18 protein-coding genes, 1 tRNA gene and 2 rRNA genes are annotated in these 23,358 nt (G+C 63.8%); 12 read left to right on the top strand and 9 right to left on the bottom strand.

Annotation, left to right across the window (positions count from 1 at the left end; translation table 11 throughout):
• Positions 1–40: 40 nt before the first annotated feature.
• The 5 genes from LQ771_RS14555 (at position 41) to LQ771_RS14535 (ending at position 4,907) form a co-directional block, all read left to right on the top strand.
• A tRNA-Ala gene (locus LQ771_RS14555) sits at positions 41–116 on the top strand.
• A gap of 236 nt (positions 117–352) precedes the next feature.
• A 23S ribosomal RNA gene (locus LQ771_RS14550) occupies positions 353–3,230 on the top strand.
• 186 nt (positions 3,231–3,416) lie between these two features.
• Positions 3,417–3,530, top strand: a 5S ribosomal RNA gene (rrf, locus tag LQ771_RS14545).
• Between the two features lie 359 nt (positions 3,531–3,889).
• The gene (locus tag LQ771_RS14540; protein ID WP_231350098.1) at positions 3,890–4,573 is read left to right on the top strand and encodes a rhomboid family intramembrane serine protease; all 684 of its coding nucleotides are present in this window, start codon (positions 3,890–3,892) and stop codon (positions 4,571–4,573) included.
• A gap of 10 nt (positions 4,574–4,583) precedes the next feature.
• Positions 4,584–4,907, top strand: coding sequence for a DUF1820 family protein (locus LQ771_RS14535; RefSeq protein WP_231350097.1), 324 nt, complete (start codon positions 4,584–4,586; stop codon positions 4,905–4,907).
• A 48-nt stretch (positions 4,908–4,955) separates the two neighbouring features.
• Here the strand turns inward: LQ771_RS14535 and LQ771_RS14530 are convergent, their stop codons facing one another.
• Positions 4,956–5,678 carry a glutamine amidotransferase gene (locus tag LQ771_RS14530; protein ID WP_231350096.1) on the bottom strand — a complete coding sequence of 241 codons (723 nt, stop codon included), beginning with the start codon at positions 5,676–5,678 and terminating at the stop codon, positions 4,956–4,958.
• On the bottom strand, positions 5,675–7,507 hold the full coding sequence (gene tfpB / locus LQ771_RS14525; protein WP_231350095.1) for a type IV pilus assembly ATPase TfpB: 1,833 nt from the start codon (positions 7,505–7,507) through the stop codon (positions 5,675–5,677). The genes LQ771_RS14530 and tfpB overlap by 4 nt, the downstream gene beginning before the upstream one ends.
• 98 nt (positions 7,508–7,605) lie before the next feature.
• Here tfpB and glyQ point away from each other — a divergent pair, with 98 nt between their 5' ends.
• A complete protein-coding gene (glyQ, locus tag LQ771_RS14520; RefSeq protein WP_231350094.1) occupies positions 7,606–8,517 on the top strand; it encodes a glycine--tRNA ligase subunit alpha in 912 nt (303 codons plus the stop codon).
• Complete coding sequence (glyS, locus tag LQ771_RS14515; protein WP_231350093.1) at positions 8,514–10,658, top strand: glycine--tRNA ligase subunit beta; 2,145 nt, start codon at positions 8,514–8,516, stop codon at positions 10,656–10,658. The genes glyQ and glyS overlap by 4 nt, the downstream gene beginning before the upstream one ends.
• Positions 10,659–10,709: 51 nt before the next feature.
• Here the strand turns inward: glyS and LQ771_RS14510 are convergent, their stop codons facing one another.
• On the bottom strand, positions 10,710–11,273 hold the full coding sequence (locus LQ771_RS14510) for a helix-turn-helix domain-containing protein (RefSeq protein WP_231350092.1): 564 nt from the start codon (positions 11,271–11,273) through the stop codon (positions 10,710–10,712).
• Between the two features lie 294 nt (positions 11,274–11,567).
• Here LQ771_RS14510 and LQ771_RS14505 point away from each other — a divergent pair, with 294 nt between their 5' ends.
• Positions 11,568–12,422, top strand: a complete 855-nt coding sequence (locus LQ771_RS14505) for a DUF1481 domain-containing protein (RefSeq protein ID WP_231350091.1) — start codon at positions 11,568–11,570, stop codon at positions 12,420–12,422.
• 90 nt (positions 12,423–12,512) lie between these two features.
• Here LQ771_RS14505 and LQ771_RS14500 read toward each other — a convergent pair whose 3' ends face one another.
• Positions 12,513–14,351: an autotransporter domain-containing protein gene (locus tag LQ771_RS14500; protein ID WP_231350090.1), complete on the bottom strand. Its 1,839-nt coding sequence runs from the start codon at positions 14,349–14,351 to the stop codon at positions 12,513–12,515.
• A 224-nt stretch (positions 14,352–14,575) separates the two neighbouring features.
• Complete coding sequence (locus LQ771_RS14495; protein ID WP_231350089.1) at positions 14,576–15,151, bottom strand: hypothetical protein; 576 nt, start codon at positions 15,149–15,151, stop codon at positions 14,576–14,578.
• A gap of 130 nt (positions 15,152–15,281) precedes the next feature.
• Here LQ771_RS14495 and LQ771_RS14490 point away from each other — a divergent pair.
• Both LQ771_RS14490 and LQ771_RS14485 read left to right on the top strand, forming a co-directional pair.
• Positions 15,282–16,438, top strand: a protein-coding gene (locus LQ771_RS14490) for an IS3 family transposase (RefSeq protein ID WP_100224864.1) whose coding sequence is annotated in 2 segments (ribosomal slippage) — positions 15,282–15,531 and positions 15,531–16,438 — 1,158 coding nt in all. Because the reading frame shifts where the segments join, the coding sequence is not laid out codon by codon here.
• Between the two features lie 274 nt (positions 16,439–16,712).
• Positions 16,713–17,153 carry a DUF488 domain-containing protein gene (locus LQ771_RS14485; protein WP_231350088.1) on the top strand — a complete coding sequence of 147 codons (441 nt, stop codon included), beginning with the start codon at positions 16,713–16,715 and terminating at the stop codon, positions 17,151–17,153.
• On the opposite strand, the gene LQ771_RS14480 is transcribed toward LQ771_RS14485, so the two are convergent.
• The 3 genes from LQ771_RS14480 to LQ771_RS14470 form a co-directional block, all read right to left on the bottom strand.
• Positions 17,150–17,974, bottom strand: coding sequence for a hypothetical protein (locus tag LQ771_RS14480; RefSeq protein WP_231350087.1), 825 nt, complete (start codon positions 17,972–17,974; stop codon positions 17,150–17,152). The genes LQ771_RS14485 and LQ771_RS14480 overlap by 4 nt on opposite strands.
• Positions 17,975–18,195: 221 nt before the next feature.
• A complete protein-coding gene (locus LQ771_RS14475) occupies positions 18,196–18,507 on the bottom strand; it encodes a hypothetical protein (RefSeq protein ID WP_231350086.1) in 312 nt (103 codons plus the stop codon).
• A gap of 309 nt (positions 18,508–18,816) precedes the next feature.
• Entirely contained in the window at positions 18,817–19,614 is a 798-nt protein-coding gene (locus LQ771_RS14470) for a hypothetical protein (protein ID WP_231350085.1), read from the bottom strand.
• A gap of 159 nt (positions 19,615–19,773) precedes the next feature.
• On the opposite strand from LQ771_RS14470, the gene LQ771_RS14465 reads away from it, so the two are divergent.
• Positions 19,774–20,619 carry a hypothetical protein gene (locus LQ771_RS14465; protein ID WP_231350084.1) on the top strand — a complete coding sequence of 282 codons (846 nt, stop codon included), beginning with the start codon at positions 19,774–19,776 and terminating at the stop codon, positions 20,617–20,619.
• Positions 20,620–21,169: 550 nt separating this feature from the next.
• Positions 21,170–21,670, top strand: coding sequence for a hypothetical protein (locus LQ771_RS14460; RefSeq protein ID WP_209622085.1), 501 nt, complete (start codon positions 21,170–21,172; stop codon positions 21,668–21,670).
• Positions 21,671–22,067: 397 nt separating this feature from the next.
• Here LQ771_RS14460 and LQ771_RS14455 read toward each other — a convergent pair whose 3' ends face one another.
• A complete protein-coding gene (locus tag LQ771_RS14455; RefSeq protein WP_231350083.1) occupies positions 22,068–23,246 on the bottom strand; it encodes a sensor histidine kinase in 1,179 nt (392 codons plus the stop codon).
• Between the last annotated feature and the right edge of the window lie 112 nt (positions 23,247–23,358).

Genomic DNA, 23,358 nt, shown 5'->3' with positions numbered 1-23,358 from the left:
GAACAAGATTCGGGCAAGCTTGAAGTTCCCTGCCACTTATGGGGCCATAGCTCAGCTGGGAGAGCACCTGCTTTGCAAGCAGGGGGTCGTCGGTTCGATCCCGACTGGCTCCACCAGTACCTGGCACGACCGCCAACGGATGTGTAGATCTAAGCGCACACAAAGATTGATTTGAAGCCATCCGGCGTTGAGGCCGGCGTGGTGTTCTTTGAAAACGTAAACGAGTGACAAGCGTTTTGGTTCGAAACCGAACCGAGATGTGTCGTTGAGGCAATTGTAGCGAGCGTTGTTTGGCGGAATCCGGTTCCTGAGGAGGAACGGGAGTATGCCCCGAGGCGACTTGGGGTTATATGGTCAAGCGACCAAGCGTATACGGTGGATGCCTTGGCAGTCAGAGGCGATGAAGGACGTGGCAGCCTGCGAAAAGTGTCGGGGAGCTGGCAACAAGCTTTGATCCGGCAATGTCCGAATGGGGAAACCCACCGCTTAGGCGGTACCGTGCACTGAATACATAGGTGTACGGGGCGAACCCGGGGAACTGAAATATCTAAGTACCCGGAGGAAAAGAAATCAACCGAGATTCCGTAAGTAGCGACGAGCGAACGCGGAGCAGCCCAAAAGCGCACAGTGTTTTAGTTGAAGGACCTGGAAAGGTCCGCCATAGACGGTGATAGCCCGGTAGACGAAAGGGCACCGTGCGTGAAATTGAGTAGGGCGGGGCACGAGAAACCCTGTCTGAACATGGGGGGACCATCCTCCAAGGCTAAATACTCCTGACTGACCGATAGCGAACAAGTACCGTGAGGGAAAGGCGAAAAGAACCCCGGAGAGGGGAGTGAAATAGACCCTGAAACCGTATACGTACAAGCAGTGGAAGCCCGCAAGGGTGACTGCGTACCTTTTGTATAATGGGTCAGCGACTTACTGTCAGTGGCGAGCTTAACCGTCTAGGGGAGGCGAAGGGAAACCGAGTCTGAATAGGGCGCATAGTCTCTGGCAGTAGACCCGAAACCGAGTGATCTATCCTTGGCCAGGTTGAAGGTGCGGTAACACGCACTGGAGGACCGAACCCACATCTGTTGCAATAGATGGGGATGAGCTGAGGATAGGAGTGAAAGGCTAAACAAACTCGGAGATAGCTGGTTCTCCTCGAAAGCTATTTAGGTAGCGCCTCGGACGAATCTTCCTGGGGGTAGAGCACTGTTATGGCTAGCGGGTCATCGCGACTTAGCAAACCATGGCAAACTCCGAATACCAGGACAGACTATCCGGGAGACACACGGCGGGTGCTAACGTCCGTCGTGAAAAGGGAAACAACCCAGACCCGCAGCTAAGGTCCCCAAGTTAGTGCTAAGTGGAAAACGATGTGGAAAGGCATAGACAGCCAGGAGGTTGGCTTAGAAGCAGCCACCCTTTAAAGAAAGCGTAATAGCTCACTGGTCGAGTCGGTCTGCGCGGAAGATTTAACGGGGCTAAGCACTACACCGAAGCTCGGGGTGCACAGCAATGTGCGCGGTAGAGGAGCGTTCCGTAAGCCTGTGAAGGTGGATCGAGAGGTCTGCTGGAGGTATCGGAAGTGCGAATGCTGACATGAGTAACGATAATGCGGGTGAAAAGCCCGCACGCCGAAAGCCCAAGGTTTCCTCGCGCAACGTTCATCGGCGCAGGGTGAGTCGGCCCCTAAGGCGAGGCAGAAATGCGTAGTCGATGGGAAGCAGGTTAATATTCCTGCACTTTTCTTAAGTGCGATGTGGGGACGGAGAAGGTTAGGTCTACCGGGCGTTGGTTGTCCCGGGGAAAGGCGGTAGGCGGTGATCTTAGGCAAATCCGGGATCACATACGCCGAGCACCGAGACGAGCCCTATTGGGCGAAGTGACTGAGACCACGCTTCCAGGAAAAGCCACTAAGCTTCAGCTTAAGAAAAACCGTACCGCAAACCGACACTGGTAGGCAGGGTGAGAATCCCAAGGCGCTTGAGAGAACTCGGGTGAAGGAACTAGGCAAAATGGCACCGTAACTTCGGGAGAAGGTGCGCCCATCGGGGTGGCTACATGCGTAGCTGAGCTCTGATGGGTCGCAGTAACCTGGCCGCTGCGACTGTTTATCAAAAACACAGCACTCTGCAAACACGAAAGTGGACGTATAGGGTGTGACGCCTGCCCGGTGCTGGAAGGTTAATTGATGGGGTCAGCCGCAAGGCGAAGCTCTTGATCGAAGCCCCAGTAAACGGCGGCCGTAACTATAACGGTCCTAAGGTAGCGAAATTCCTTGTCGGGTAAGTTCCGACCTGCACGAATGGCGTAACGACAGCGGCGCTGTCTCCACCCGAGACTCAGTGAAATTGAAATCGCTGTGAAGATGCAGCGTTCCCGCGGCAAGACGGAAAGACCCCGTGAACCTTTACTATAGCTTTACACTGAACGTTGAGTTCTTCTGTGTAGGATAGGTGGGAGGCTTTGAAGCGCAGACGCCAGTTTGCGTGGAGCCATCCTTGAAATACCACCCTGAAGTGCTTGACGTTCTAACCTAGGCCCGTAATCCGGGTCAGGGACCGTGTATGGTGGGTAGTTTGACTGGGGCGGTCTCCTCCCAAAGCGTAACGGAGGAGCACGAAGGTACGCTCAGCGCGGTCGGACATCGCGCACTGTGTGCAAAGGCATAAGCGTGCTTGACTGCAAGATCGACGGATCAAGCAGGTACGAAAGTAGGTCTTAGTGATCCGGTGGTTCTGTATGGAAGGGCCATCGCTCAACGGATAAAAGGTACTCCGGGGATAACAGGCTGATACCGCCCAAGAGTTCATATCGACGGCGGTGTTTGGCACCTCGATGTCGGCTCATCACATCCTGGGGCTGTAGCCGGTCCCAAGGGTATGGCTGTTCGCCATTTAAAGTGGTACGCGAGCTGGGTTCAGAACGTCGTGAGACAGTTCGGTCCCTATCTGTCGTGGGCGTTGGAGATTTGAGGGGGGCTGCTCCTAGTACGAGAGGACCGGAGTGGACGTTCCGCTGGTGTTCGGGTTGTCTCGCCAGAGGCATTGCCCGGTAGCTATGAACGGAAGTGATAACCGCTGAAAGCATCTAAGCGGGAAGCACGCCCCAAGATGAGATCTCCCGAGAGCTTGACTCTCCTTAAGGCACCATCAAGACCAGGTGGTTGATAGGCGCGATGTGGAAGTGCAGCAATGCATTGAGCTTACGCGTACTAATGCGCCGTGCGGCTTGACCATATAACCCCAAGACGCTTCGCGTATGCAGGTCCCTCTGCGACGAACCCGGCCATCCATGGCCGGACTCTTCAAAAGAGCCAGGACCCGCTTCGATGACGCATCCGGGTTCGACTAGATCCAAATCGCTTGTCACTCGTTTACCCCTTTTGAAGCCAGGCGCTCGACAAGCGCTGCTTCAACCCCTTCCCTGGCGGCCATAGCGCTGTGGTCCCACCCGATCCCATCCCGAACTCGGAAGTGAAACGCAGCCGCGCCGATGGTAGTGTGGCTTGTCCATGCAAGAGTAGGTCACCGCCAGGGGCTTTATCCAAAAACCCTCACCGATCCCGGTGGGGGTTTTTTCTTTGTGACCGCGTGGCACCACGCGGCGCCCGTCAACGGCGATCGCCCGGCCTCCGCTTGGGAAGACTCCCCCTCGCCTCCGCAGGAGCCCCTCGGGCGCGACCCTCACACCCGTCGCCTCCACCCGCCCCGGCGCGGCCCGTACGTTCCCGGACGAGGCCATGACTACCCCTCATGCGTCCGCGCGTGACATGCGTCCCAATCGTGGGGGTCGCCCACCTTGTTCGGCTCCTTGAACCGGCGTGGAGTCGGCCACGCGTTCCTCCATGCCTCTATGATGCGTGCTGACACGACGCCGCGCCGAGGGAGACGCCGCCTTGTTCGTCCATGTGGAAACCCGGCGGCGCTCAGTCACGCAATGGGCGACCCTGCTGCTGGTGCTCGTGTGCGTGGCCAGTTTCGTCGCCCTCGCTCTGATGCCGCCCCCGCAGCGCATATCGTTCCTGCTCGAGTGGGGAACCATTCCGGCCAATATCTTCGACACGCACGAAGCCTTCTGGCGACAGCTCGGCGATGCAGCACTGGTGCGCCTTTTCACCGCGCTGTTCATCCACGTCGCCTGGATCCACCTGCTGAGCAACCTGCTCTTTCTGGTGATCTTCGGCTTGCCCGCCGAGCGTACGCTGGGATCGACACGGTTCCTGTCGCTCTTCGTCGCGGGCGGCATCGTGGCGAATCTGGTGGGTGCGCTGACGCTCGCCGGCGTGCGGCTGCCGATCATTGGCTGCAGTGGCGCGGTGTCCGCGGTGCTCGGTGCCTATGCGGCACTGTTCCCGCGTGCGCGGCTGGGCCTGGTGCTGCCGCTGGGCCTGTTTCTCGAGTTCGTGCGCGTGCCGGCGTACCTGCTGATCGGCATCTGGGTCTTGCTCCAGCTGCTCTTCAGCTACGCCGGCCCGAGTTACGGTGCGGTGGTTTGGTGGACGCACATCGCCGGCTTTCTGTTCGGCATGCTGTTCGCCCTGTTCTCGCGCCAGGCGATCGCCCGCCGCCTGCGCGGCTAAACTGGATGTCATGCGCGCCAAGAGACTCTACAAGATCACCTTCCTGCATCTGGGCAAGTGCTACGAGCTGTATGCGCGGCACGTGGACACCAGCCCGCTGTGGGGCTTTACCGAAATCGGCGAACTGGTGTTCGAGCCGGCCGGCTCCGGCCTGCTGGTCGATCCCACCGAGGAGCGCCTGCGCGAGGAATTCGCCGACACCCGCGTGCTCCACCTGCCGATGCAGTCGATCGTGCGCATCGAGGAAGTCGAGCGCAAGGGTACGCTGGTCATCCGCGAGGCCAGCGATGGCCAGAAGATCACGCCGTTTCCGTTGCCGCCCAGGCCGCGCTGAGCGCGGTACTTTCGGCCCGTACGCGCGCCACGCCGGCGCGCTCCGCGACTACGCCCCGCTCAGCCCGTGGCGCAGACCAAATCCGCGCATGACCTGCCGCGCGAAAGGCGTTGCGGCCACCTCGCGCCAGATCCGGTGCGGATCGCTGCCTTCGTTCCGCATCGCCTCCCGCTTGCGGCGGATGTAGGCGCGCATGACCTCGGCGTTGAACTCCGGATGGAACTGGACGCTCACCGCATTGGGTCCATAGCGGAGCAGGTGATGCGGATCGCGCGCCGAGCGGGCGAGTACCGTGGCGCCGGACGGCGGCTCCAGCACGCTTTGCTCGTGCGTCGTGTGGGCGCGGAAACTGGGGGGCAGTCGGGCGGTAAGCGGGTCCGAGCCGGCCGTCGTGGTCAGCTCGATCGGCACGGTGCCGATCTCACGCCCGCCGGGGAGGTAGTCCACGCGCCCGCCCAGGGCATGGGCCATCAGCTGGTGGCCGTAGCAGACGCCGAACAACGGCAGGTGGGCGTCCATGGCGTCCCGGATCCATCCGGCAGTCCGCTCGCTCCAGGCGGCGCGTTCGGTGACCATCGCGGCAGAACCGGTGATCAGCGCGCCGGCAGCCTCCTTCGGTGGCGGCAGACTTTCGCCGGCAGCGACGTCGACGACCCGCAACCGCACCGGCGAGAGTGCCGCGCACAGGCGGAACCAGTGCGGGAAATCACCGTGGCGTGCGCGTATCGAATCCGGCGCCCGGCCGGTACGGATGATCAGGATCGGCTTCATGCGGAGGTCTGGAGGGACTGGCCCTCGTGTTCGATGGGCGGCAACACGGTGAGCACTTCCTGCACCGTGGTCAAGCCTTTGGCCACCTGCATTGCAGCTGAAATGCGCAGCGGCTGCATGCCCTCGGTCAGCGCCGCCTCGCCGAGCCGGGCCAGGTCGAGCTGGGCCGAAATCAGGCCGCGCAGGCGCGGGCTGACCCGAAGCATCTCGTAGACGCCGGTACGACCCATGAAGCCGGTGTTGCGGCATTCCAGACAACCCACCGGCTCGAACACCTTTTCCGGTGTCGCCAGCGACCAGCCGTGGGTGAGCGCGGTCCAGGCGTGCGGATCCTGTTGCGCCTCGCGCTTGCAGTGCGGGCACAGCGTGCGCACCAGTCGCTGCGCCACCACGCCCGTCAGGGTGGACTGGATCAGGTAATGCGGCACGCCCAGGTCGAGCAGGCGGGTCACCGCGCTGGGCGCATCGTTGGTGTGCAGGGTGGAGAGCACCAGGTGGCCGGTGAGCGAGGCCTGGACCGCCATCTGCGCGGTCTCCAGGTCGCGGATCTCGCCGATCATGATGATGTCCGGGTCCTGGCGCAGCAGCGTGCGCACACCCGCGGCAAAGTCCAGCTCGATCGACGCCTGCACCTGCATCTGGTTGAACTCGGGGCTGACCATCTCGATCGGGTCTTCCACCGTGCAGACGTTGAGCTCCGGCCGCGCCAGGTGCTTGAGCGTCGAATACAGCGTGGTGGTCTTGCCCGAGCCGGTCGGACCGGTCACCAGCACGATCCCGTGCGGGCGCTCGACCAGCGAGCGCCAGATCGCATCCTCCTCCGGCGAGAAACCCAGCTGCGAGAAATCCTTGGCCACGATGTCCGGGTCGAAGATGCGCATTACCACCTTCTCGCCGAAGGCGGTCGGCATGGTCGAAATGCGCAGTTCCACCTCGCGCCCGGAAGAGGACCGGGTCTTGATGCGGCCATCCTGCGGGCGCCGCTTCTCGGCAACGTCCATGCGCGCGAGGATCTTGATGCGGGCGGTCACCGCGGTCATCACCGGGGGCGGAAGCTCGAACACCTTGTGCATCACGCCGTCGATGCGGAAGCGCATCTGCCCGGCCTCGCGGCGCGGCTCCAGGTGGATGTCCGAGGCGCGCTGCTCGAAGGCGTACTGCAGCAGCCAGTCGACGATGTGCACGACGTGGCGGTCGTCCGCGCCGACCTCGCCGGTCTTGCCCAGTTCAACCAGCTGCTCGAAATTGAGGATCGCCGCCGAGGCGTCGTAGCCGGCGCCCTTGGCGTCCTGCGCCATCTGGATCGAGCGCTGCACGCCATAGAACTCGGCCAGGTAGCGGTTGATGTCCAGCGGGCTTGCCACCACCCGGCGCACGTCGCGGCGCAGCATCTGCGCCAGGTCGCCCGCCCAGGCCGCGTCGAACGGTTCGCTGGTGGCGAAGGTCACCTCCGCCGGCGTGGCCGCCACCGGCAGGATGCGGTGGCGCGTGGCGTAGGCGTGGCTGACCACCTGGGTCACCGCCGCCACGTTGATCTTCATCGGGTCGATCTTCAGATACGGCAACGCCGCCTGGCCGGCCAGCCATTCGGTCAGCGTCTCCAGGCTGAGCGGTCGGCCCGGGTCGCGCTGGTTGGCCAGCTTGGCGTTGGCGATCAGTACCAGCGGATGCAGCTCGATCGTGCTGCGGCCGGCGCGGGAACCCATCCGGACGTTCCTGGCATCCTCGGCGGCCACGAAGCCGTCGACCACCAGCGCTGCAAGCACGTCGTCCAGCCCAAGCCGGCCGCGGCGGCCGAGCAGGGATGCGATTTGCGGTGATGCGGCCATCGAGGACGGGCCTCCCCCGTGTGCGTTCGAGCGGCGCCGAGCCAGTGCGGGCGCGGGCTTTGGCTATACTAACGCGCTTTGTTGTAAGGCCAATCGCCATGCCAGCGCGCACTTTCCAGGACGTGATCCAGACCCTCAACCGCTACTGGGGCGCGCAGGGCTGCGTGCTTCTGCAGCCACTGGATACCGAGGTCGGTGCGGGCACGTTCCACCCGGCAACCTTCCTGCGCTCGCTCGGTCCCGAGCCCTGGGCCGCCGCCTACGTGCAGCCCTCGCGCCGCCCCACCGACGGCCGCTACGGCGAGAACCCCAACCGCCTGCAGCACTACTACCAGTACCAGGTGGTGATGAAGCCCAATCCGGAGAACATCCTGGAACTGTATATCGGCTCGCTGAAGGAGCTCGGGCTGGATCCGCAGGTGCATGACCTTCGCTTTGTCGAGGACAACTGGGAATCGCCGACGCTGGGCGCCTGGGGCCTGGGCTGGGAGGTGTGGCTCAACGGCATGGAAGTGACCCAGTTCACCTACTTCCAGCAGGCCGGCGGCCTGGAATGCAGGCCGGTGACGGGCGAGATCACCTACGGCCTCGAACGCCTGGCGATGTACCTGCAGAACGTGGACAACGTCTACGACCTGATCTGGACGCAAGGCCCGCACGGCACGGTCACCTACGGCGATGTGTTCCACCAGAACGAGGTCGAGCAGAGTACCTACAACTTCGAACACGCCAACGTGGCCGAGCTGCTGCGCTGGTTCGATGTGTGCGAGGCCACCGCCAACCAGCTGATCGCCGCCGACCTGCCGTTGCCGGCCTACGAACAGGTGATGAAGGCCAGCCACACCTTCAACCTGCTCGATGCGCGTCGCGCGATCAGCGTGACCGAGCGCCAGCGCTACATCCTTCGCGTGCGCACGCTTTCCCGCGCGGTCGCCGAAGCGTACGTGGCGCAGCGCCAGAAGCTCGGTTTCCCCGGCCTGAAGAACGCCAAGAAGGAGCAGGCCGCATGAGCGCCGCCAAATCGCTGTTGATCGAACTGGGCACCGAGGAGCTGCCGCCCAAGGCGCTCGACGAGCTGTCGCAGGCATTCCTCGATGGCATCGTGCAGGGCCTTTCCCGGCGCGGGATCGAGGGCGGGCTGGACGCGGCGCGCGCCTACTGCACGCCGCGCCGGCTGGCCGTGTACGTGCCGGCGGTGGCGGCCACGCAACCGGAGCAGCACCTCGAACGCCGCGGTCCGGCGGTCAATGCCGCACTGGATGCGCAGGGCCAGCCGTCCAGGGCGTTGACCGGGTTCGCGCAGTCCTGTGGCGTGGAGGTCTCGCAGCTGGAGAAGCTGGAAACCGACAAGGGCGCCTGGTTCGTGTTCCGCGCGGTCAAGCCCGGCCAGCCACTGGCCGCGCTGCTGCCGGAGATCGTCGAGGAGGCGCTCAAGGGCCTGCCGGTCCCGCGTCCGATGCGCTGGGCCGACCACGACTATGCCTTCGTGCGCCCGGCCCACTGGCTGGTGATGCTACATGGCGCCGACATCGTCGAGGGCCAGGTGCTGGGGCTGAAGAGCGGCCGCAAGTCGCGCGGTCATCGCTTCATGCATCCCAACCCCGTGCATGTGACCGACGCGGACGGCTGGCTCGACGCACTCCGCGCGGCCAGGGTGCTGGCCGATCCGCGGGAACGCCGCGAGCGCATCCGGGACGAGGTTGCCCGCGCCGCCGGACAGACCGGCGGCGTGCCGCGCCTGGACGATGCGCTGCTGGACGAGATCGCCAACCTGACCGAGTGGCCGGCGGCGATTGCCTGCGCCTTCGAACACGAGTTCCTTGCCGTGCCGCCCGAAGCTCTGGTCACCACCATGGAGACCCACCAGAAGTTCGTGCCGGTGTTCGACGCTGCGGGCAAGCTCACCGAACACTTCATCGGTGTCGCCAATATCGAATCGAAGGACCCGGCCGAGATCCGCAAGGGCTACGAGCGCGTGATCCGCCCGCGTTTCGCCGACGCCAAGTTCTTCTGGGACGAGGACCTCAAGACCCCGCTGGCCGGTTACCAGGAGCAGCTGAGCAACGTCACCTACCAGCAGGCCCTGGGCAGCCTGTGGGACAAGAGCGTGCGCGTGGCCGAACTGGCCCGCGTGATCGCCGCGCGCGTGGGCGTCGACGCCGGCGCTGCGACCCGTGCGGCCTCGCTGTCCAAGTGCGACCTGCTGACCCGCATGGTCGGCGAGTTCCCCGAGCTGCAAGGGGTGATGGGACGCTACTACGCGCAGCGCCAGGGCGAGGGCGAGCCGGTGGCGCAGGCCCTGGACAGCTACTACCAGCCGCGCTTCGCCGGTGACGCGATCGCCGCCGACCCGGTCGGGCAGGTGCTCGCCGTGGCAGAGCGACTCGACACGCTGGCCGGCATTTTCGCCGTCGGCATGAAGCCCAGCGGCAACAAGGACCCCTTCGCGCTGCGCCGGGCGGCGCTCGGCCTGGCCCGCACGCTGGTCGAAGCCGGGCTGGAGCTGGACCTTCGCGCCAGCTTCGCCGAGGCGCTGGAGCTGCTGCCGGACGCGGCGCTCGCGGCCGGTATCAAGCCCGGCAAGGACGGCAAGCCGGTCGCACTCGACGCCGGCGCGCGCCGCGCCGCGCTGCTGGGTGACCTCACCGAGTTCGTGGTCGATCGCCTGCGTGGCTATTACGCGGAGCTGGGATTCACGCCCGAACAGTTCGAAGCCGTGCTGGCGGTGTCGCCGCTGACGTTGCCGGACTTCGACCGCCGCCTGCGTGCGGTGGCCGAATTCGGCCGTCGTTCCGAAGCGGCGAGCCTGGCCGCGGCCAACAAGCGCGTGGCCAACATCCTGCGCAAGGCCGAGGAGGAAACCGGTGTCGCGCCTGGCGGGGCGGTCGATGCCACCTGCTTCGAATCACCCGCCGAGCACGACCTGGCCAGCGCGCTGGATGCCGCACTGGCCGACACCGCCGCGCCGCGTGACGCCGGCGACTACACCGCCGTGCTGACGCGCCTGGCCCGGTTGCAGGCACCGGTGGACGCGTTCTTCGACAGCGTAATGGTCAACGCCGATGATGCCCGCGTGCGGGCCAACCGGCTGGCCCTGCTGGCCCGCCTGAAGGCGCAGTTCGCGGCGGTGGCCGACATCGCGCGCCTGTGACGCCGGCACCGCAAGCGCGCCTGGGCCGGGCCGCAGTCTGCACCGGGTGCCTCAGGCGCCGGCGCGGCCGATCCGTCCGGCCAGTTGACGGTTGAAGGCCAGCATCGCGTCGGTATCCACGCGCATGCCGCCGGGGCCCACCGCCTCGTAAAGCTTGGCCAGCAGGTCGGTGTGGTCGGCCAGCGAAAGCCGCTGCCCGGCCAGTTCCAGTTCCGACTGCAGGATGCGCATTGCGGCATGCAGGCGTTGCGTGTCGACGCCGGTGGCCGTGCTTCCCAGTGCCTGACTGACTGCACCGTCCAGACGGGGTTGTGGCTGCCGCCTGCCATCGGTGGTGTCCTGCCGGTCGAGACTGGCCAGGTCGACTTCGGGCTGGATCGCGCCCTCACCGGCGACCAGCCAGACCAGCGAGATGCCGAGGGTGCGCGCCAGGGTCACGCAGCGCGCCCGCGAGGGATCCGTATTGCCGTCCCGCCAGCTCCGCACCACGCCCTCGGAGAAACCGCACATGCGGGCGATCTCGGTGACGCTGCCGACACGTTTGATCAGCACCTTGATGCGATCGGCGAAGGTCCCGCCGGTTTCATGCTGGGGTGAGGACGGTGCAAGGTTCATGGGTTTTTCCTGGCATCAGGAAGCAACGCTGGCCGCCGCCGGCCTGGAGGTCGCCAGGGAGCCATCCTAGCGCGCCGCGCTTATCAGGGGCTTTGGCAGATGTACCCCCTGCCGAGCCTCCGTCGACGGCGAGCAATGCGCTGGCCGGGGCTGCCATCAGTCCGGCTTGACTTTTGCCCGGGAACCATTTTTTCCGCTATGCTTGGAACTTCCCCCGCGGAAAAGGCACGCGAGACAGCGTGCAGCTTCCGTGCAATCCCCGAGCAATGCTTTCCATCGAATAGAGGTTTTCCCATGCGCAGAATGGTCTGGTCGCTGATGTCGGTAGCTGCGCTGGCACTGGCTGGCTGCAACGGGTCCAACGCGCCCGAGCAGGGCAGCGGCGACAATGCCGCCACGGCGGCGAAGGCGAACACGGTCAGCGGCACGATCACCGTGCGCGGCGACAGCACCGTCTCGCCGGAGGCCAGGCTGGTGGTCAACCTGGTGGACGTGTCCTCGACCGACCAGGCCGGCGCCGCGCCGCTGGCAAGCAAGACCATTGCCCCGGTGCAGTTCCCGCAGTCGTTCGAGCTCACCTTCAACCCCGCCGACGTCAATCCGGCTGACCTGTACGTGGTCAAGGCCGATCTGACCGACGGCGAGCGCCACTACAAGATGGCGCTGCAGGCGCCGGTGCTGACCAAGGGTGCGCCCAGCCAGGTGTCGATCGAACTGGTGGCCGAGCAGACCCCTGGCGAGAAGGAGCTGGCCGACTTCCAGGCCGTGCAGAAGCAGATCGGCGGCATGAAGATCAGCAACGGCACCAAGCTGGAGAAGGACGTTTCGCGCGCCTGGCAGGTGTTCCGCCAGAACGGCCAGGTGCAGTTCATCCGCGCCCGCGCCGACTACGGCGACAAGGGCTTCACCAGCACCGACTACGCCTACAGGGACGGCAAGCCGTGGGTGGTCGTCCAGCAGAAGAAGGCCAGCCAGGACGCCAAACCCAGTGCGACCGAGCGGGCCGGCTGGGACAAGGACGGCAACCTCGTGCTCAAGCAGACCGTTTCCGGCAGCAAGACCGAGCCGCTGAGCGAAGACGAAGCCGCCAGCCTGAGGGACCAGGCCGAGAACATCCTGAAGATGGCCACGGGCGGCAAGGGCAAGTAAGCCTTCCGCACCACGGACGTCCAGCCATCCGGACGTCCGACCAACAAAAAAGCCGCCCTCGGGCGGCTTTTTCGTGGGACGGGACCAGCCTCAGAAGCCGATCTTGACGCCCAGGTCCAGGCTGTCGTCCTTCTGGTTGTCGTCGCTGAAACGGCCGTGGTAGCCGAACCAGCCGGTGACGTTCGGGCTGAACTGTGCGGACAGGCCCACGTCGGCGCTCGCCCAGTTCTTGTCCGGCACGTAACCGGTCAGGGCGAAGCTGCCCGGCATGCTGACCAGTCCGGCCCGGACTTCGCGCGGGTCGGCCTTGTCGTCATGGTTCCAGGCCAGCTCGACATACGGCATCAGCGTGGCGCCGCCCGCCTGCCACTGCCCCTGCAGCCGCCAGCCGAGCGATTCGATCAGCGCGTCCCGCTGCTGTGAGCCGAACCACATCGCGGTGCTGTCGCCACCCGACTCGGTGTAGCTGTCGATCTTGACCGTCTGCCATTCCACGTGCGCGAACGGACCGGTCTTCAGGCTGCCGGTACCGAACCACCAGCCTCCCTCCAGGCCGCCGCCCAGGTGCGAGCCGTCGGCCTTGCCGCCCTCGGTGCGCAGCGCCTGGTTCAGCTGGATGCGCCGGTTGACGTCGCTGAAGTTCGACTGGCCGAAGCTGGCGAAGCCGCCCACGTAGCCGCCGCCGTTGTGATAAAGCGCGTAGCCGAGGCCGGAGATGTCATGCAACTTGTAGCCGCCCATGCCGCCGGCGAAGTCTGCGTTGTGCTGGCCCAGGCCCAGCGCCATGCCGAACGAGAGGTTCTCGCTGGCCCGCACATCGGCGCCCAGGGTGAGGTTCACGTTGTCGCTGTTGGTCCTGGGCGAGCCTTCGGTCGCGTCGAAGCGCTGGCGGCCGTAGTCGACGCTGGCGAATACGCGGGTGTCGCTGCCCTGGCCATCGGCCAGCATCTCGTTGCGGATCGCGCGGTACTGCGCGGCCGATGCCGCCAGCGGCGCCTCGCCCAGCAGCGAGATCTGGCCCGGCGCCATGATTTCCGAGACCACGTACTGCGCGAGCATGGCGTGGGCGCCGGTGGTCGGGTGCACGCCGTCGGCGAAGAGGTAGGTCTGATCCGTCCCGGCGGCATACGAGAACGGCAGGCCGGAGCCGGCGGGGCCACATTGCGACGAGCTGCCGTTGCAGGCCGGCGCGGTAACGTTGCTGAAACCGAACGCCGCGGGATCGGCGACCACCTCGTTGATCAACGCATAGGTGTTGACGGGGATGACGTTCAGGCCGGCTTCGCTCAACTGGCCGAGACCCGTCCCGAGGATGCCGTTGTACACCACCGCCAGGCCCGACGCGCCGGCCTGTGCCGCCGGGCCCTGCGCCGCGGCTGCCGGCGTCTTGCCGAGGTCCGGAAGGTTGTAGACCACGACGTAGCGGGCGCCGGCCTGCTGCAGGCCACCCAGCATCTGCAGTTCGGTCTGCGCCGCCAGCCCCATGCCATTGGCCAAGGTGGTCGGATCGGACGTCATCTTGCTCAGCTGCAGAAAGTCGTTGCCCCCGCCCCAGACCTGGTAGAGCCCATTGGGATCGGCGGCGCCGCCGTTGGCAGCCAGGTACATGGCCATCTGCTGTGGCAGCGTCGGCACGCCTGCCACGTAGTTGTAGACCACCCCCGCGCCGCCGAAGGCGTAGTCAGTGCCGCCGGCCAGCGAAGGAGCCAGCGTGAAGCCAAGCGCTGCCGCGACGTTCTCGGCGCTGGTGGTACCGGGGTTGGTGGTGAAGCGCAGCGGTATCGGCGAGCCCTGGGCGAGCGACACATTGCCGGCATCGCTCAGGCTGTCGCCGAAAACGACGACCTGGCTGAAATCGGTGGCGGCAGCGGCAGTGCTGAACAACAGGCCGGCCAGAATGGCGCCGGCGAGACGGGTGGTACGGGGCATGTGACGCTCCTGGGGCCGGAATTGGCCTTGTTATTTGCGGGTTACCGTAATGCACACCATACGGAAGCGCACGCTGCGGCGCATCGCGCGGGGTTTGCAGGCCGGTGGTCAGAACCCCAAAGTTTGTAACCATTGAACAAACTTTGGCGAACTGCGAGCGCACAAACTATGGTGAATTGCCGAGTTACACCACGTGAGCTGCGCAGGCGGGCAGGTGCGGGCGCTTATGCCCCTGCTTTCCCGTAAACCTCGATCAGTGCAGACTTAAGAGCCTTGAACGCGTCCAGGGCCCGGTTGTAGTCCCGACGCGAGTACATGCTCAGCTCGAGCGACTGCACCTCATGTAGATGCTCGTTACAGCGAACATCCCAGATCCAGTCGACCTCAGCCTTTAGCTCCTTCGTGATCGCTCCCCGGTCCACCAGCTTTTGCGTGCGACGAGTGTAGGACCGTCGCGCCCCGTCGCCTCGGGTAGCCTCCTTGGTGAGCCACTCGCATATTGCCCCAATGACGCAGATTGCTTCCTTGATGATCATGCTGAGTGCTACACCAGAAAGATCCGTACGTACGCAAACCCAACGGAGCACGTCAATGGCTTGCAGCGCATAGCTGGCGTTGGATCGCTGGACCTTGGTGCCAAGCCTTGGGAGGCCAGACTGATAGGTGGCGGCAGGCAGGATGAAGCCTCGTGGAAAGCGTATCCGCGCCTCCGGCACGTTCGATCGTCCGTGAGCCTCCTGGATGGCTGCCAAAGCCTCATTGGCCTGCGTTACGACGGCTTCCAGTTCGGCTGATTCCATGCTTGTCCTCCTCCTAGTGGACGGAGATGCGGCATAACAATAACGCTTGGCGCTAGGGAACATCCCTCGGGTTCTACCCCGATTCTGCGGACACTTTCACTAAGGCTCATACTGGGCCAAAGGAGTGTCCATGTCGAAGCGCAAGCGTTACAGCCCCGAGTACAAGCGGGAGCTCGTCGAGCTGGTCCGGCGATCGAAGTCGAGTTGCCGCCAGATCGCCCTGGAGGTCGGGGTCAACCCCAACATGCTCACCCGTTGGGTGCGCGAGGCGGAGAGCGAGGGGGGCAAGGCGTTCCCCGGCGGCGGCACGCCTCGCGACGAGGAGCTGGCTCGCCTCAAGCGCGAGCTAGCACGAGTCACGAAGGAACGAGATTTTTTAAAAGACGCGGCAGCGTACTTCGCGAAGCAATCACCGAACGGTACGCGGTGATTGAGCGCTGCCGCAGCGACTATCCCGTCGGGATGATGTGCCGCTGCCTGGAAGTTTCAACCAGTGGTTTCTACGCCTGGGCCGGGCGCAAGCCGGGGCCACGGGCACAGGCGAATGCGCGCCTGCTGGAGCGCATTCGGGAGATCCATGAGGACAGCAAGGGCGTGATCGGCGCCCCTCGCATGCACGAGGACCTCGGCGACGAGGGCGAGCACGTCAGCCTCAACCGGGTGGCGCGGTTGATGGCCGGCGAGGGTCTGCAAGGTTGGCCACGACGCAGGAAGCGCCGGTTCGGCGGCAAGCCGGGCTCTCGCCCGGTCGGCGTCATCAACCGGCTCGAACGCGACTTCAATGCAAATGAACCGGAAACCAAGTGGGTCACCGATATCACCGAGGTCGTGACCCAGGAAGGCAAGCTTTATGTGTGCGTGGTGGTCGATCTTTACAGCAAGCTCGTGGTCGGCTGGTCGATGCACCACCGCCAGGATCGCCACATGGTCGTGCGGGCGGTCCAGATGGCCGTGTGGCAGCGGGAGGGAAGTTCGGAGCTCATCCTGCACTCCGATCGGGGTGGCCAGTTCATCAGCGGTACGTACCAGAAGTTCCTGGGCGGCAACGCTCTGGTCTGCAGCATGAGCGACGTCGGACACTGCGCCGACAACGCGGCGTGCGAAGGCTTTTTCGGTGTGCTCAAACGCGAGCGGGTGTACCGACGCAGCTACCGGACGAGGAACGAGGCGCGTGCTGACCTGTTCGATTACCTCGAGCGGTTCCACAACCCGCGCATGCGTCGTAGAGTCGCCAGGCGGGACCGGGAGTTTTCAGCCTTAATCAAACCGTCCGTGGAAACGGGGTAGAACCCCCTCCAGCGTCCTGCTTGGACGACCCTACTAGGCCGTAAATCTTCTGGACGATACCTTCTCTCCAAGCCGCAGTGGAGAGCTCCCCATGCCAAGCTCTCACGGGTGGTGAGTGCGCAACACGATGTGTCATCGCTAACCGGCGCACATACGGCCAACTTTGCTTGCAAGCTGTGGGAGCGGGCCATGCGTCGCCCAGATCTTATGAGACGGCGCGAGCCATCTGGGGCAGGCAGCCGTTACACTGCACGCGCACTTGATAGGCATTGCCATGACGGTTTTCACCATCGGTTACGAAGGTCTGGACGCATCAACGTTCGTCGCGCTGCTTAAGGAGCATGGCGTCGACACCGTTATCGACATCCGCGAGCTTCCCTTATCACGCAAACCTGGCTTCTCCAAGCGAGCCTTGGCCGGCGTTCTTGATCAGGCCGGGCTGGGCTACGTGCATATGCGGGACCTGGGTTGCCCCAAGCCTGTCCGCCAGCAATACAAGCAGGACGGCAGCTGGAAGCATTACAGCCAAGGGTTTCTGCGCTATCTGACTGGCCAGGCTGCCGCACTCGAGCGCCTCGCCGATCTCACCCGACGTGCGAGCTGCGCGCTCGTGTGTTTCGAGGCTGACTACCGCCAGTGCCATCGTTCGTTTGTGGCTGATGCACTTAAGAAGCGGGCCGGCGCAGTCGTTCGGCACATCGAAGCCCGCGGCTAGAACAATGCTCCTTGCGCGCTGTGCTCTGGTGTTGGCCTTGGCGGATAGATAAGGCTTATCACCAGCCACTGGTCAGGGAAGCGGTGCTGGTTGCCCATCATCAGCGTCAGATCCTTGTCGAGCAGCTCAGTCTCCAGCCGCGCGCGGAAGGGCTCCTCCCAGCGGGTACCGTGGCTGCGCTGGCAGTTCCAGAACAATGCCCCCGCTTCCCAGTCCACGATTTTGTGTTTGGCGACCTGCACCCCCTCCGGACCCCTACACTCAAAGCGGTAGTAGAAATCGAAAGGCACTTTGCGCAACCCATGAACCTGCGAGCGCGCGGCCTCCTCGCTGAAGAGTTCCATTTGCTGCTGGGTGAGCTTTTCGCGCTCCTCCACCGTCCAATCGGCGTGACGGGCAGGCGTGATTTCCAGACCGAGCATCCGCTCCGGTTTGACCAGTGCAAGGGAGACTTTCTCATTGATTCGTGCGTGATCTAGTGCCTGCATCGAAGGGAAGAAAGGAATCTTGCCCAGCCAGTCGCGGCGTAAAGCCCAACCTCGGGACGTGTCGATGTGGTCGCCAACGGTTAGGGTATCGACGTACACCTTGTGGCTTTCGGGTCGGTGGTCGGCCCGAGCTTTCTCCACGCGAAGCGTCACCCACTGCCACTTTTTGAACTGCTGGCCTTCTTCGATCAGCCGGAATGGCACCGGGTAGAGGCGGCGCATGCACCCCTGTTCGGTGATGCCCGCGACGCATGAGGTCTCAACGTGCTTTGCACTAGGGGAAGGGTAGGTCTTGGCCAGGATGAGGATGCGTTCGATCCGTGAAACGCCCATGGTTGAGCCTCTGCAAGTCGCTTTCGCGAGCATGCTGGCGTTGTAACAGCCCGGGAAGCACCGGGCAACCCACCAGCCTGTGCACGAAGAATGGCCTCGCAACGAGGTATAGGCGACCCGGGTGGTCTGCATCTTGCCGGACGCCGACCGGCACGCCGCGGAGGCAGCTGTCGACCCAGAGCAGACGGTCGAGCAACGCTCTGCGCCCCTGACGGTGGGGCTCAAGGCCGGTCGCGGAGCAAGTCGTTCACCGCGTTACCGATGGTCAGTAGTAGGCCCTCTTTTCGCTGATACTCGTTGATCAGCGTGGGGCGAACCCACTTGGCGGGGTGGTCCACCCCGTCGTAGCTGAAGGAGGAGAATTGAAGGCCGTGTTCGACTACATCAGACTCGAAGTTCACCGAATAGGACACCTCGATGATCGAACGGTGCTTGGAGTGGTTGCTCAGCGCCGCCAGATAGGTGAAGCCTGGATCGTCCAACAAGGCGCTCAGCCCATCCTTGATGGGTCCGCCACTGAGCACCTTGCTCACGTTCGACCAGGTGATGTCGCGCTCCCTTCGTATCTGGTGGTCGCTCCCAGATTGGCTCCCAGTGCGTAGTACACAAAGTGCACCATATTGTCGACAACCGCGTGCATACTCCCAAAAGCGCGGCCGTCAGCTCAAAGTCTTCACGTCCATAGAGGACGTCCTCCATCCGGCCTTTCGCTTCGTTGAAGTGATAGCGACTGAACTCGCGCCGATCACCGATGGTCCGTAAGCATTGGTTGACGGTGCGCAACTGGCTTTCGCCAAACAGTCGCTCGACGTGTTGCCGAAGTTCTGTCAAGCCCCATCTCATCACCGCGCCTCAAAAGGTGAGTGTGCGAACAGTCGATCGACTTCCGCGCGTTCTGCAGTCGAGTAAGCTCTGCCCAGGTATTTGCCCGAATAGTCCATCGCGCCTGTCAAGAAGCGGTGCGTGACCTGTCTGCACGCGTCAATTGATTCATCCAGGTAGAGGCAAAACGCAAACCCTGCCTGTGGGGCCAGCATGCCCATCTCCTCCATCACCGCGCGCAGCGCGGTGAGGTCCGAGAAAGGGCCAATGTGTGCATCCATGCCTGCGGGGCGCAGCATGGCGAAACCATCAAGCGTGGGGTGGCCGGCCAGCGTAGAGAACTTGATGTAGATATCCTCGCGTCGGCTTTTACCCAGGCCTGCGGCGTCGTCGAGGGTTTTGCGGATGGCAGCGGGGCCGAAATCCCGCTTGAGCGTTCGTCGGTCCGCTTTACGCCACTTCTCAATGAGAGCGCGGTCCACGTGGAAGGCGTTAACCAAATTGGTCGTCTCCACGATGTCGCGCAAGATGAGCGTGGCCGCCTGGTAGTAACCCGAAGCCACGAGCTTCCACGCGGTGGCAAAGCCATTGAACGCGCGAATTCCGAGATGGCTAATGGCGCGTTCGTCGTCATCGGCTTGGTAGTGCTGGCGCAGCATGTCCATAACGTCCATGGCACGTTCGGCCAAGTCCAAATGGTCAGCCAGATCCGGGTTGCCTTCGACCAGACGCACAGCGCGCTGGCGCAACTCTTCTTCACCCTGGTGCAGCGACAGCAGGTTGGCGGGGACCTGGGCGATTGTTGTGGGGACGGCCATGGCCGTATCGTAGCCGAGAGCTGCGCTCATCCCGGTCTGGCCCGGTGTGCTATTAGGTAGTAGGCCATGCCCAACTCAGTCCCAGAGGGCTTCGGTACTTGGCCTCGCCCGATAACCTGGCTGCAAAGAACAGTCGCAATCACCTCTAGGTAGTAACGGATGCCGATCTCGTTCGCTTTCAACGGCGATGACGTAGTGTGGACGCAGCGGTTCGACCGCCCGGCCGTCTACCTGGACACGTTCGCAATCCGCGCTATCGCCGAAAGCGACGAGCGGTCAGCCCGGTTTGCCCATGGCCTAAAGGCGCGCAACGGCACCTGGCTCCTGGCGGCGGTGTCCATGGGTGAGTTCGCCCGCTTTGCCGACCCGCGCCACACCGAACGGGCCGAGCGGTTGCTGGCGCAGGTGGTGCCGCATGTATACCTGTTCCTATCGGAACCCTCAGATGCGCGGGTGAAGCGCGGCGAGACCAATCCAGCGAGGCAATCACTCCCTCCGGCCGACCGCCGGAACATGGACTACTTCTCGCGCAAGTGGGCCCAAACCCAATCCTTCCCGGAGACGTTCCAGGGTATGTTCCAGGTGGTCCACGAGAACCGCGATCGCATGGTGGAGACGCTGGACGAGGTGACGTCAAAACTCGTCGCTTCGCTCGTCCAACACCGGCAGATGAAATCCTATAGACGCAAGGCGAAGGCCGCGCAGCCTGACGATGGGCGCACGCGCCAGCAAATCATTTCCGGGGAGCTGCTGCGGGAACTCGTGCTTGACACCAAAGCATCGGTCACCGCCAACGAAGTGATCGACCTTATGCACGCAGTCGATGCCGTGGACTACTGTGACCTCGTGCTGCTGGACAAGGCTTGGGAACGCCGGGTCAACGCGCTGCACCAACGCATCGCTGAGACGGGCATTGATATGCCTATTGCGCGCTGTCTCTCCATGCGCAACGGCGGCATCGACCGATTTCTGGAGGCTATCGAACAGTGGCCGACAGCCGCCTGAGGACAAGCGGACGCGCGGGCTGTTTCCCAAGCGCAGGATGCCGGCCCTCGGGTTGATGGAAACCAATGCTGATCAGGGCGAAGTCTGGCGAATGCCGGCGACGACTGCTTTTGGCCGGAAGCGGACGTCAGCTCCCCACCAACGGCTTAAGTGCCGGCAGGATTTCTGAGCCGCACTGTAAGGCGTTACCAGTTGAACGACGCCGGGTCGTCTGCCAGTTTCGACGATATCTAGCATCGACACCCGAATGACGGCGATCGACGACCATCGCCCCTCGGGGCTTGCCGATCGGTTCCGCACACCTCGCGGCGCTGCGGCTCGAACAGGCGCTCGACGTCGCGGCGGCTTGACGGCGCCCTGTGACCGAACTGCAGCTGGGCCTGCTCTCAAGCTCTGCCGGGTGCAATCCGCAGGACCGCCTCAGGCAGTCCAGGCTGCTGTAGTAAACGCAGCCTTGCGGGGTCACGAAGTGGTCACATGCGACCGCGCACCGTCCATTTACCCCTTCGTGCTGTTCGCTTTCTCGCCCTCCCTCCGACTTGCGAATGGCGTGGTCAGTAACGTGGTCATCGGTTGCCGAAAACGAGGGCCGACCGATGCCGGCGGACCGGAATCAGCTACGCAACCGCAGATCGAAGTGCCGACAAAAAAACACATCGATGATGCATCGAATACCCATGGTGGAATGCAAATGGCTAACGAATGGTGCCGCAAAAACGACGACGGGGATCCATCCGACAAACACTCCGCGGCTACGCTAGCGGCGGCACTGATCGCTCGTGGCTCTACGCTTCCTTCCGCCACCAACGCGGCAATAGCCCATCAGGCCGTTGACTTGTACCGCACGTTGCTGAGTCAATTGAGCGGTCGGGACGGGCACGCAGAACGCATCCATGCACGAGCCGGACAAGCGGTCTCGGCTGCGGAACAAAAAGAGATGGACATCTTGGGCATAACCCGAGTCGACTCCGCGAAGTTCTGCTACGGCGAATACCGCTACGACAATCTGAGCGACGCCCTCCGTTACGCACGGGCCAAATCGGGGACTTGAGCGCGAAGTCGCCTCAGAGGCATCACGATCTCGCGCTCGGCCTATGTCACCGACACCCGGTAGCAAGGATGTCCACCTCGGCGCACGCACCCCCTTTCGACCTGAGCACGCCTCCCTGGGCCAGGATGGATGAAGGGCGAGCCGGCCTGACTTTGCCCGGCTCAAGCAGGAGACGCCAAACTCAGGATGGACCTGACACCCAAAAAGACCGCAACCCATTTTGCCGTGCCGGACCCAAGATCAACGTCTTCGATTGAGCGCCTCTACAAGGCTCGACGCCCTTACTCGGCACCGGTTTATGGTGTCCCGATGAAGGTCGAGCAACAGCTGGAATTGCCTGGATGGTCAACCGACCGCCGTCCCTGTCAATCCATTCGGCGAAGGCGCGGTAGACAGGTCATGCATCCGATTCCTTGGTCGGCAGCGTGACGGTGAACCGGGTGCCATCGGACTGGTTCGACGCCACCTGGATGCCACCGCCGTGCCCTTCGGCAATCTTGCGGGCAATGAACAGGCCCAGGCCCAGGCTGGTGGGTGGACGAGTGACGTGGTCTTCCTCCGTCAGTTGCACCAGCGGCTGGAAGATCGACTCCAGTGCCTGCGGGGGTATCGGTTCGCCCTTGTTGGTGACGCTCACCACATGGTCGGTGGATCGCGTGCCGGCCTCGACGAGAACCGGACAGCCCTCCGCGCCATGGCGCGCCGCGTTGACCAGCAGGTTTAGGAACATCTGGTACAGGCGCCCCCGATCGTAGCGGCCAATCAACGTAGCGGGCGCGTGCAACTGGAAGCGGGCGCCCGGATAGGTGGCGGTCGCATCGGCGATGGCGTCGTTGAGCGGTGCCAGCAGATCGCACGGCACTGGATGCTGGGGTATGTCTCCGCCGAGCTGGGTGCTGGCAAAACCCATCAGGTCGTTGATCATGTCCGACATGATCCGGGTGGCACGGGTCACGGTGAACGCCACCTTGGCGAGGCGTTCAGGCGGCAGTGCCGGTCCCGCAAGCATGTCGCCGGCCAGGGCGATGCTGGCCAGTGGAGAGCGCAGGTCGTGGCCGAGCACGGCCAGGAACAGGTCCCGCGTTTCACCCGTGTGCCTGGCCCACCCGATGATCGATTCGGCCAACGCCTGGTCGATGCCCTCGTTGAAACGGATGACCTCGTGCAGTGCGTCGGCATCGGCATGTTCGAGATAGGGTTCCCACAGCCGCAGCACGGTGGCCCTTAGCGAACGGAACTCCGCGCTCACCTGCAACAGGGTGTACTTATGCAGCTGTCGGCCTTTTCCGTGTTCAGTTGCCGCGCGCCCCTCATGGCCCGATGCCCCATGCCCCTCGGACTTGCGCTGTTGCTCGCGGTCCGTTTGCCTGGCCTCCATGTCGGCGGCGATTTCCATCAGCATCTCCCGCGCATGGTCCCGCAGTTCCTCGTGGGAAAGCAGGTGCGGCTGGGGGCTGTTGTCCCGCGCGAAGGTATCCCACTGCGCGAGGATGGCCTCGATGTGGCACCGGATGAAGGTCGACAGTTTCACGGTATGCCCTCGCAGCGTTGGGATACGGGCCGGCGAGCGGCTCATGCCATCCTGTCCGGACCTCTGCCTGACGACGCTGGCGAAGGGGCGGGCAACAGGTAGCTTACGCCGCGGTGCGGCGCGAAGCAGCGTCGGATCGACAGCGCGCAATGCATGC

The sequence above is a fragment of the Frateuria soli genome, from assembly GCF_021117385.1.
GTDB classification, from domain to species: domain Bacteria; phylum Pseudomonadota; class Gammaproteobacteria; order Xanthomonadales; family Rhodanobacteraceae; genus Frateuria_A; species Frateuria_A soli.
This window is presented reverse-complemented; position numbering and strand designations above follow the sequence as displayed.